We start from the raw sequence: 11100 nt of genomic DNA, 5'->3' as shown, positions 1-11100 counted from the left end.
ACTTTTAGTTTGAGATTTGGTGTGTTTTAATTTATCGCAGAACCTTTCAAAATTTTTTGAACCATTAAGGATATTTAAGGAATTAAGTTTTATTAAGAAAAATCAAATAGATTTTTATTTAAAAGCATCAAACGCTTAATAATCTTAACTTCTTAATCAAAATCTTAATGGTTAAATTATTTTTCAGATTTAACTATATTTTGGCTTTTCAACGCTTACCTTCCAATCATCACCAAAATAATTTTTCATTTCGTTATCCAATGTTGTTTTTTTGTCTTTGTCACCTTCATATTTAATAAAAAGCATGGAGGCTATAAATTTCAAACTGCTTGATTCTCTTGCCGAAGGTTCCATTACTTTTGCGATGTTGAGGCATTTTTCGAAATATTCGATCATCTTATCTTTTGTTAAAACAGTATCGTTTAATGTTCCGATGATCCTGTAACATTCGATTGCCATTGCATATTCGCCAATTTCCTGAGCGACTTCTGCCGCTTTTTCGAAAGCTTTTTCTGCCTTTGATTTTTTTGAATTTCCCAATAAATAACTTCCGTAATTCATGTACATCTGAACTTCCAGCGGTGAATTGGGTTCTACTTCTTCAAATATTGTTCGATATGTATCTTCTGCTTTTTCCTTTTTTCTATCAGCGATAAAAGCCTGAGTAAGCATAAAATAGGCAGAAATTTCTCCTTTTTTATTTTTTTGTTCTTTAGCTAATTTAACAGCGTTTTTTAATGCAAATTCAGCTTCCCTGAATCTTCCTTTGCTTAAATGATTACTTGCCGTAAGAATCTGCTGCTGAAAATCTGTGTCTACACTGTTTTTCTTTCGATTGGTATGAGCAGCTGTGTTTTGCATCAACTGATGAATATCAACCTCAACTCTGAAACTGTGCGCCGAAGAATTCTCAGGTAAGGTTTTGTAGGTGTGATGTTCTGCCCAAATCAGTTTAATATCTTGGTTTCCTGATTTCTCACAGAGTTTACACCATTCTTTTATCCAAATTGATAATTCTTTAATATCACTGATTCGGACCGGAGCGATGTACAAATAAATATTAGAATTTTTAAGATTGGGAAAGTTTTTCTTTAATTCCAATAAAGGAAAAAAAGCTTTGTACGCATCTGTCTTAAACTTTTCATCAAAACCGTTCAGTTCCCATTGAGGAATATTTTCTTCGCTTTTTTCCAGTAATTCGTAATATTCTTTCCAATCGTCAAATAAAGTCTGTCCGAAAGAATCCATCCCGTTAAATTCTTGATAATGAATCAAAAAAACATCTTCACCATCATAATCTTCAGCCAATCTTGATTTTATAAATCCATCAAAAAGATCGGTTTCATGTTTTTCGCCAAGACAGATCAACATTGGCTTTTCTGCGTTTGCTTTAACGACATTATGCCATTGTCTTTTTAATTTTACCAACTCCAGATCTACAGGATTCATTAGTTTAATTTTAAGAGCTTGTTTAAATTTTGATATTATTTTTAACATTAAGAAATTAAGTTCATTTTTCTTAACAATTTTAATTTAAAATCAATTTATAGATTTCTTAAAAATCCACCTTTAAAAACCTGAATTACTTAGAGCCTGTTTAAATTTTATTAAGTAATAATTTTATAGCGGATAATTTGACCATATTTTCGGAAGTTTCCATTAGGAGTTCATAATTTCTGCATAGCCTTCTATCATTATCAAACCATGAAAAAGTACGTTCAACAATCCATCTTTTATGGAGTGGCTCAAATCCTTTTTCTTTTTTGTCACTCCGCATAACGATTTGAATGATATAGCCTAATTTAGTTTTTATTTCCTCAATAATACCCCCTCTGTAACCTCCGTCCGCTAAGATTACCTGAAGCGGAATTAGTAAATATCGCAATGTTTTCATCAGCAATAATGCCGCTTTACTGTCATGAATATTGGCTACACTTACCATTACGGCTAACAAAAACCCGTTTTTATCTACCACGACGTGTCTTTTGATTCCTTTTACTTTTTTGGCTCCGTCAAAGCCATTGAGTGAACGGTTATTTCCCCAACGAACACTCTGGCTGTCCATAATTCCTAAACTTGCCTGCGATTTCTGGCCTCTATCCCGACGTACTTTCTCTCTTAATTTTGATAATAATAAATCGAAAATCTCCAGATTTGACCATTTTGAATAATAGTAATAAACCAATTGCCATTTTGGAAAATCATGAGGCAAAAGTCTCCATTGGCAGCCTGTTTTTACCAAATAATTAATAGCATTCCAAATGATAATCAAATCATATTTTCGTTTTCTGTCATCAAAATCTAATGCTTTTTTTATAAATTGCCACTGAGTTTGGGTTAAGTCTGTTGGATACATTGAAGTTTTTTGTTTTGCAACTCTAAAATGACAATTTTTATTCAACTTCTTACCCTTACTCTTTTTTTTTATTAATTTTTTAAACAGGCTCTTAATGTTAAAAGAAAATAAACAAGTTTATTTAATTAAGATTATTTAAGGGAAACTTTAAAAAAATTTTCAACTAAACTTTAAACAGACTTTAATTCAGTTTTACAGTTCCGCTTACGATATTCGTTTCACTTCCGCCGCCGATGTTGATTTTCGCGCTACTAAGATTGGCTTCGGTTTTTGCACCCATTGAAAGTGTCGTCGTTCCAATATCTAAAGTACTCGATTCGATTCCGATTCCTGAAGTAGGATCTGCACCTTCCTGACCAACGCCGATTCCGACGCTTGCCGTTCCGCTTACTCCGATATTATCACCCTGAACCATAATTTCTTTTCCTTTAATCACAATATTTCCATCTTTATCCATGAAAATAGAGCTGCTTCCGCAGGTTAATGTGATTGAAACTTTGCTTTCAACACTGATCTTCCCAGCTCCATCCAAAAACATATTGTTTTGGTCTTTATCTTTTATGGTAATTCCGCCACCATCGTCCAAACTTACGGTGTGACCGCTTTTACTGCTTAAACTTTTAATGTTATTTCCGGCTCCGCCTCCGCCGCCAACTCCACCGTGAAACATTCCTCCCATGACGAAAGGTCTGTCGGGATGTTGATGCGCAAAATTGACCACAACTTGATCTCCAACTTCGGGAATCGCCATGAATCCTCGGTTTTTGCTTACTTTATCACTTCCTCCTGCATCGGGAGTCATGACACGGATATATTCTGTAGTGGTAGAACCATTTTGCCAGTCAAATTGTACCTGAACTCTTCCCTGATTTAAAGGATCGGTATTGGAAATTACTTTTGCGAACTGTGCATCCGCTTTTGGAGTCTGAAATTCCGGACGCGGGATAAAACCTGTGTCAGAAGCAATCGCGTCGAAAGTTCCTGTATAATATCCTCTTGCATCCACTTCATGATTCACTTCAAGAATCATTAATTTTGTGAAATAAGAGGTTTCATTACTGTCAGTTTTTCGCATCTCAATATCTGCGATGCAACCCGGATATAAAAACGGAAACCGTGGTCGTTCCGGATGTTACAAACACGTCGGAAGCTTTACTTCCTGCCGTTCCTTTTTGTGAAGTTTCAACATCCATAAAAGATGCCGCTTTAATCGGAGCAACTCTTAATGAAGGCGTTGTGAATGTTTTTTCTGAAATTTCGTAAGCGCGTTTCGCAATATCGGAAGTGTGAGAAATTTTTGAATTTCCTGTTGTTAATTTTTCATTTTTACTGCTGTTGTAACCGTAGAAACTTGGATTAACATGTTGCGCTTTCATTCTAATTTTAACATCATTGACACTGCTTCCGTAAGTTAATTTTATCGGCTGTTCCTGAGGTGGAAGTTTTCCGAAATGCAGCACTTCTCCGTCATAATAAAACTGTTCGCCATATGCTTCAGCCATTCGAGCCAAGTAATTGTAGTGGGTTTCTTCGTATTGCGAGCTGTAAGAAACATTCCCGTGTTGAGAATCTACTCTAAAATCGTATTTTCCTTGTCCGAGACCTTCTTTAATTACCTGATCTGCAATATTATTTAAACTAATTTCCTGCGCTCCTCCAAAACTTTGAATATGTGGAGCAGCATCCAACAGAACTGTGGGACTGCAACCTGTAAGAACAATATTTCCTAAACTGCCTTTTTCCTGGCTGAAACCTACTTCGGTAATGACTCCTACAAAACTTCTTTCGGGACCGTCTTCTACGTCTTTATATTTAAAAACAACCGTAATTCTTTTGCCCAAAAAGTTCTGAGCTTCCTCAAGATTGTGATTTTCTGCGCTTCCCAATGTATCGTGAGACAGCATCAGACTGAATTCATGATGCTTGCTTGCGCTTTGTTTTAACTGAAAGTGCTTAAAATGTTTTAATGTTTTGCCTTCTACAACAATGTCTAACTTTACGACACGGTTGATCCCCTGAATCTGGTTTTCGGGAATTGTATTGGCATTATGTATTTTTGAAGTGGGCTGTTGAGACCAAACTTTATCTTCTACCAAAGTGGGCGAATTGGGCTGCAGATTTTGATTCATCAACATTCCGGAAGCGCCCTGAACAACACCAGTGTAAGCCTGAACCTGCGTCAGTTTATGTGTTGTTTTCTGAACCGTTCCGCTTGTTTGTTGCTGAATTTTTTCTGTAGCTTTGTTTACCGCCTGATCTTTTGCCATCTCTCCCATTTGTTTTGTCATAGAAGATTTTCCTGCGGGAGAAGGCATTTTTGGCGTATTGTTATCTTGAAACATAGCCTTAAGATTTTGCTTGATTTGTGGGTGTTTTGTTTTTAAACGCTAAAATTTATTCGATAAAAATCAAATAAATTCTCATTAATCAAATTTCAATTTAAAGACTGAATTTTCAACTCATTAAATTGAAAAAATAGAATAATTTAGTTTCAAAAAAGAAAAAAACAGAATAGCTGACTCTCTGAGAGCTGCACTATTCTGTTTACCAATTTTATTTTTACTAAGATGATTGTAAATTTTAGTTATCCCCAGTTTCCTCCTGGCCAAAGACCTTTGTAGCTAGAGTTTCCGTAATCAATAGTTTCAGCGCTTACGATAAAACTGATCAACATACTGTTTTCGTCTACCGCGTCGAAGTCTACTTCATGTTGGATCACATATCCGTTTTTCCATCCAAGAGTAATTAAAGTACCTTCTTCGTGAGATTTGTTGAAAGTGATTTCGCCAGTTGTAGGCTTGTATTTTCCGTTTAGTAAGCTCTCTAGAATGTCTGATTTTTCAGTAGCTTCTACGGTAACCTTGATCAATGCATTGGAAGGATCTGAAGCTACTCTACCAGAAACGTCTGTAGATCTTGATACACTGTAGTTCAGTTTTAATAATTTTTGACCTTCTCCTCCGTTGAATTTTAAGATTCCTCTTGAATTTGCTGCCATGATTTGTAAATTTTAATCGTTAATATTTTGTGATTTGATGTGGTGTGTGTGATTTGTTGAGTCAAAGATAGATCACCTTTTTTTAATCTGAAAGTTTTTAAATGGCAATTTTATTTTTTGTAGTAGTTCTACGATTCGGTGTAGTAATTCTACGACAATAGAAATAATTAATTTTATATTTATTTAAAAATCAAATAATTAAATTGATAATTTTTGAAATAATTCTACTTTATTTTCACACTTAATAGGGAAATATTAAGATTTATTTAAGATATTTTTAATAATTGTTAACATATCTTAAATTGATTTTCAGGCAAAAAAAATTCCGGGAAATTTAAAATCTTCCGGAATCTTTTTTTATAAAACTTGTGGAATCACTTGTACAATTCTTTATAATCTCAAATCCATTCTATTATTGGAGTAAGTTTTATTCTTAATTATAATCATTATAAGAATCTTTATATTCATTCTCAGTTTTGAAAACTCTTGTACTGTCAGATTCTAAAGGTTGATTGTTTAATAATATTTCAAAATTGCTGTTATCCGATGCTATTTTGAATTCTAATTTTGCATTTTTCCCTGCTTTCTTAAATGCTTCATTGGTCTTTTCCCAACTGAAATAAGCTCTCCCCACAAATTGCTGATCTTTTCCCGTTTCCCAAACGAAGCTAATTTCTTTCGGAATAGCTCTTTCTTTTACCGGAATATTATTAATCCAAGGGCGAAGCATAATTTCTAACTCTGCATTATAGTAGTGGAAATTCATTTCAAATAATCGAAGTGATTTATTTTCACCGGTAATTGCTGGTTTGTAAGCATATCTTATCCGATAATTGTCCCATTCTTGAGGTGATGCTTCTGGATTAAAATCTCTCGCTCTAACTTCCTGACGATTCATACTCCAATTAGCAAATAGTTTTTTCTCCAATTCTTTATCCTCTTTAATAACTTCGGCTTGATAACGACCCAATTCTATCCGAACACCCATCCCATAACGCAACCATACGACAACCATTCCTTTGGGAGCAAAACCAAAAACCAAGTTAGAAAAACTATTATAAGAATTATAATTTGCACTGAAACGTTCATTTCTACCCAGTCGCTTGTATTCTTCCAAAGGGGCTTTATCCTCTGTTGTTCCTCCATCTTGTGCGTAGGCTCGTTCCATATAATCTTTGATCTTATCTAACGGAAAATCAACTTTCAAATGATAAAAAGTATCTTCATAACCTGCGTAATAGGTAATATCTGCACCTATTGGTGTCCCATGTTGCTCAGTCCAACCAGATCCAGAATAGCCCCATTCTCCCGAAGTACCTCCATAAGGTAAACTTGCGCCATTGCCTTCTAATGTAAAAATTTTATCGCTTACAAATTCTATTAAGTAATCATTAGTAGGAGAACAAATCTCTACTTGAAATTCAGGCAGGTTTTTTTGTTTCATATCTTGGCAGCTGAGGTTTTGGGTTATGAATAAAAAATAGATTATTATTTTAATTAGGGATTTATCCATCTTGTATATTTCTTTTGCCTTATCTAAACTCTAACATCCATTATTTTAGAAAGATAGTAACCTCAAGATATCAATTCTAGTTATTTTAAATCAATAAATAATGTATCTTTTTTACCTTCAAGAAATGAATAGTTCAGCTTTTCTCCATGTTGGCTCCAAACTGTTTTTATTGTATCTATAGGCTTATTTTAAAAAAACACAAGAAGATCATTAATTGAATTTTTATCTTTCTGCATTAAAAAAAACCTTTGCTATCTGTAATTGCACAGTTGTTTTTATTTATTTCACAGACTTTGACATCAGATAAAGGTTGTTTTTCATTACTATAAATATAGCCTTGATAAAATTTTGGTGTTGTACAAGAATACAATAAGGCTACAAAAACTATTTTTTTAATATTTTTCAGATTCTGCATAAAAAAATTAAATCTCTCTTGAATAATTTTTATTTTTTTAAGTCAATAAACAATGTGTCATTTCTTCCTTCAACGAAAGCATAACTAACTCCTCGTTCTGGATGGGTTCTTACTATATAAATTGAGTCTAATTTTATATTATTTTTTTTCACATATAAAAATTCTCCTTTTGATAAAGCATTGATTTTGAAATATCCTTTAGAATTAGTAAATGTGGATAAACTGATGTTATAAGGATCTTCGATTTTGATTCCTTTTAAGGGTTTTTTTTGTGAATTATATATATAACCATGCATGTATTTTGGTGTAGTTTTAGTACATGAACTAATGAATGTTACAAATAATATTAAAAGAATTTTCATGATTTTAATTAATTTTTATTTTAGTTAACCATATTAAACTTAAAACATCTTTTTCTGCTGCAGCATATCTATTATAAATAGAAATAGGTGGATCACTCGGATAATATGGCATAATATCTATTTCCCCAGAAGAAGGATATTCCGGTGCATTATCTTTCATGGATTGAGTAACAACATTAACACTTCCCTTATGACCATAAGAGTAACCCGTTCCTCCAAAAGATTTTAATATTTCGTGACCAATTTCGTGAGCAGATGTAAATTTAAAGTCAATATCCTCATTCATTTCTTCTCTATATCTCCATGTATTTCCTTTTAAATAGCCCACATTATAACAAATAGCTTCTCGAGATATTAAATTTCCTATCCAAGTAATAGGATTCAACGTAAAAGAACCAGGATTACCCGATCTCTTCCAAGCTCCATTAGTATTATAAATTAAGCTCACATCATCCATAGACTTTTCTTGAGTATTTATTGTACTCACGTACACTTCATACCCTTCTCCAATAATTTTAACATCTTTAGCAGCTGCGTGATTTTTATTTCGTCCCCAATGATAATTAAGACCATCAAGAGCTAACTTTTCCAAGTCTCCAAAGCTTCTTGTTCTTTCTTTAATAGGTGATTTACCTGCTATAATATCTTTTTTAGGTATCTTATCCCAAGGACATCTTTCTTCCCAATGTGTTTCATCTCTAGCTCCTGTTAAATATGAAGAACACTCCAACCCTTCCGCTCCACCATCTTTTAAGTTAACACGTAATGTTGTATCAATTCTTTTATTATTTTTATCAATCTTTACATCTACCCAATCAACCTTTTCATAATTTGTAGAAAACTCAACTTCTTTTGTTTTTTCTTTGCCATTCTTTTTAGCAATGATAACTGCTTTTAATTTCTTATCATTAAATTTTGTGCTGTCATATATACCATTATTATCGAAACCATCCCAAAAAATAATATAAGAACCAATCTTAGTATAATCACCCGATGTAATGTTGTAAGGATCAAAAACGCTTTTCCAGTCCCATACATTTACGGGTTTTAAAGGATTATATTGTAGTTTTTGTTTTATAATATCTTCTGCTAATAATGGAAGCCTTCTAGCCGTTACAACGAATTCCGGCAAATTGGTAATGGCATAAAGTGTACTGCCATCTTCATTTAATATCTTAAATTCTAAAGTGTCTATATTACTTAATGATAAAGAATAATTAAAAGCAAAATTGGCATTTTCATAATTCCCTTCAAAATCAAGTATTCCGAAAGGTACTACTGTTGAATACATTCCATCTTTCTTAAGTGAAAATGAAATTTCAAAATCATCATTTATATTACTTCCCAATCTTTCAAAATTCCCATACTGAACACCATTATCAACACCTTTTTCCTGCACTTGAGATCCTGCAGTAGAAAAAATATTTCCTTCTGATGTTATATTATAATTTTCACCAACTGTTTTAATGTACTTACCTTTAATAATTCTTGTTCGCGACATAATTAATGGTTTTTACTAATTTCTCCGCTATTATTCTTTATCTCCAATTGAGCATTTTTGTTAATACTTTTATTTGATGAAAACTGAATATCATCATGTGATAGCTCTACTCTCTCTTTTTTCGTTTCACTATGCACATCTCCTTCAATCATTTCAGTCAGTTTTCCTGTAATAAACATACTTGTATCACCTAGAACAGAAGTCATTTTCATTGCACCCACACTTTCAGTATGATTTGCCAGAATAGTATCAGATTTATTTACACCAACGTTGGTTGTCATATTTTCTCCAACATTGATATTCATATTCCTACAATTCAAGGTCATAGTTTCCGGAGCGGTAATAGTAATGTTGCTTCCTGTTGTATCTAAATGTATTTCGTTTCCTGATTTATCGGTGATAATGATACTTTCATCTTCCGTAAAAATCACTCTGTGACCGCTTCTTGTTTGGATAGATTTTACTCTGTTATCCATTCCGCCGCCAAGACCGATTCCTCCGTGGAACATTCCGCCCATCACGAAAGGTCTGTCGGGATGACTGTGAACGAAATTCACCATCACCTGATCTCCGATTTCTGGAATCGCGACGTATCCTCTGTTTTGGTTCACCTGATCTGTTCCTCCCGCATCAGGACTCATCATTCTGATAAAATGTGTCGTATCATTGGTCTGCCAGTCAAATCTTACCTGAATTCTTCCCTGACCTTCCGGATCTGCATTGGAAATTACCGTTGCAATCTGTGGTTCCGCTTTGGGAGTTTTAAATTCCGGTTTCGGTAAAAATCCGGTGTCTGAAGCAATCCCTTCAAAACTTCCGGTGTAATGACCAATCGTATCGATCTCATGAGTAACTTCCGTCACCATGATTCTTGTAAAATAAGAAGATTCGTTGGTATCTACTTTTCGCATCTGAACATCTACCACACAACCCGGATGCAAAAACGGAACTGTTGTATTTCCTGATAATAAAAATACATTCACCGCTTCACTTCCAGATGTGCTTTTTTGAGAATATTCTACATCAAGATGCGTAGATGCTTTTATCGGTGCGACTTGTAAAGCCGGAGTTTTATAAATTTTATCATTGTGGGCATACGCCGTTTTTGCTAAGTCTCCCACATGCTGAACAGGAGTTTCCGCCGATGTTAGTTTTTCATTTTTATTGCTGTTGTAGCCGTAAAATTGTGGTTTTGTATGGACAGCTTTTAATTCAACTTTAATATCGTTTGCGCTGCTTCCGTAGGTTAATTTAATAGGTTTATTCTGTTGCGGAAGCTTTCCGAAATGCAGCACTTCACCATCATAATAAAACTGTTCGCCATACGCTTCAGCCATTCTCGCCAGATAATTGTAATGTGTTTCGTCGTATTGGCTGCTGTAAATAATCTGAGAATAATCATTCGTATCAACTCTCACGTCGAAACGACTGGAATCAAGACCTTGTTTAATGACTTCATTGGCAATAATTCCCATATTGACAGGCGATCCGCCTCCAAAACTTTGAATATGAGGAGCTCCATCCAGCAAAATAGTAGGACTGTATCCTGTTAAAACAATATTTCCGAGACTCATTTTTTCCTGACTGAATCCTACTCCGGTGATGACTCCCACAAAAGTTCTTTCGGGACTGCTTTCAATATCTTTATAAGAAATTACGACAGTCAGACGTTTTCCAAGGAATTTATTCGCTTCCTCCAACGTGTGAGTTTGTCGGTCTCCCAAAGCATCATGAGCCAACGCAAGACTGAATTCATGGTGTCGCCTTGAGCTTTGAGTCAGTTTAAAATGTTTGTAATACTTGATTACTTTTCCTTCAATAACCAAAGAAAGTTTTACCAATCTGTTGATTCCGGCATGTTGATTTTCCGAGATTCCGTCGGCATTCTGAGATGGACGGAATGAAGGGCTTTTTAGTATATTTTGTGATTCTGTTTTCATATTACCTGTGATTTG

7 protein-coding genes and 1 pseudogene are annotated in these 11100 nt (G+C 34.1%); all 8 read right to left on the bottom strand.

From position 1 onward, the window contains the following. Positions 1-189: 189 nt before the first annotated feature. The 8 genes and pseudogenes from J3D55_RS07345 to J3D55_RS07310 all read right to left on the bottom strand — a co-directional run bounded on the left by J3D55_RS07345 (position 190) and on the right by J3D55_RS07310 (position 11085). Positions 190-1449, bottom strand: a complete 1260-nt coding sequence (locus J3D55_RS07345) for a tetratricopeptide repeat protein (RefSeq protein ID WP_259129837.1) — start codon at positions 1447-1449, stop codon at positions 190-192. Positions 1450-1597: 148 nt separating this feature from the next. After that, entirely contained in the window at positions 1598-2356 is a 759-nt protein-coding gene (locus J3D55_RS07340; RefSeq protein ID WP_259127825.1) for an IS5 family transposase, read from the bottom strand. A 181-nt stretch (positions 2357-2537) separates the two neighbouring features. Next, a pseudogene (locus J3D55_RS22670) lies at positions 2538-4698 on the bottom strand (type VI secretion system Vgr family protein). A 242-nt stretch (positions 4699-4940) separates the two neighbouring features. Next, positions 4941-5354 (bottom strand): type VI secretion system tube protein TssD, encoded by a 414-nt coding sequence (gene tssD, locus J3D55_RS07330; protein WP_259129836.1) that lies wholly within the window; start codon positions 5352-5354, stop codon positions 4941-4943. A gap of 433 nt (positions 5355-5787) precedes the next feature. Next, on the bottom strand, positions 5788-6798 hold the full coding sequence (locus J3D55_RS07325; RefSeq protein ID WP_259129834.1) for a DUF2931 family protein: 1011 nt from the start codon (positions 6796-6798) through the stop codon (positions 5788-5790). A gap of 513 nt (positions 6799-7311) precedes the next feature. Next, entirely contained in the window at positions 7312-7644 is a 333-nt protein-coding gene (locus tag J3D55_RS07320) for a hypothetical protein (RefSeq protein ID WP_259129831.1), read from the bottom strand. A 4-nt stretch (positions 7645-7648) separates the two neighbouring features. After that, on the bottom strand, positions 7649-9145 hold the full coding sequence (locus tag J3D55_RS07315; RefSeq protein ID WP_259129829.1) for a hypothetical protein: 1497 nt from the start codon (positions 9143-9145) through the stop codon (positions 7649-7651). Between the two features lie 2 nt (positions 9146-9147). Next, positions 9148-11085 (bottom strand): type VI secretion system Vgr family protein, encoded by a 1938-nt coding sequence (locus J3D55_RS07310; RefSeq protein ID WP_259129826.1) that lies wholly within the window; start codon positions 11083-11085, stop codon positions 9148-9150. Positions 11086-11100 lie beyond the last annotated feature (15 nt).

It is taken from the genome of Chryseobacterium ginsenosidimutans (genome assembly GCF_024807225.1).
GTDB lineage: Bacteria > Bacteroidota > Bacteroidia > Flavobacteriales > Weeksellaceae > Chryseobacterium > Chryseobacterium ginsenosidimutans.
Note: the sequence above shows the minus strand (reverse complement) of the source record. Positions and strands in the feature narration are given on the sequence as shown.

Excerpts from the sequence above, each read along its gene's own strand:
- J3D55_RS07325 (WP_259129834.1), bottom strand. The coding sequence starts at position 6,798 with ATGAAACAAAAAAACCTGCCTGAATTTCAAGTAGAGATTTGTTCTCCT.
- J3D55_RS07340 (WP_259127825.1), bottom strand. The coding sequence starts at position 2,356 with ATGTATCCAACAGACTTAACCCAAACTCAGTGGCAATTTATAAAAAAA.
- J3D55_RS07315 (WP_259129829.1), bottom strand. The coding sequence starts at position 9,145 with ATGTCGCGAACAAGAATTATTAAAGGTAAGTACATTAAAACAGTTGGT.
- J3D55_RS07345 (WP_259129837.1), bottom strand. The coding sequence starts at position 1,449 with ATGAATCCTGTAGATCTGGAGTTGGTAAAATTAAAAAGACAATGGCAT.
- J3D55_RS07310 (WP_259129826.1), bottom strand. The coding sequence starts at position 11,085 with ATGAAAACAGAATCACAAAATATACTAAAAAGCCCTTCATTCCGTCCA.
- J3D55_RS07320 (WP_259129831.1), bottom strand. The coding sequence starts at position 7,644 with ATGAAAATTCTTTTAATATTATTTGTAACATTCATTAGTTCATGTACT.
- tssD (WP_259129836.1), bottom strand. The coding sequence starts at position 5,354 with ATGGCAGCAAATTCAAGAGGAATCTTAAAATTCAACGGAGGAGAAGGT.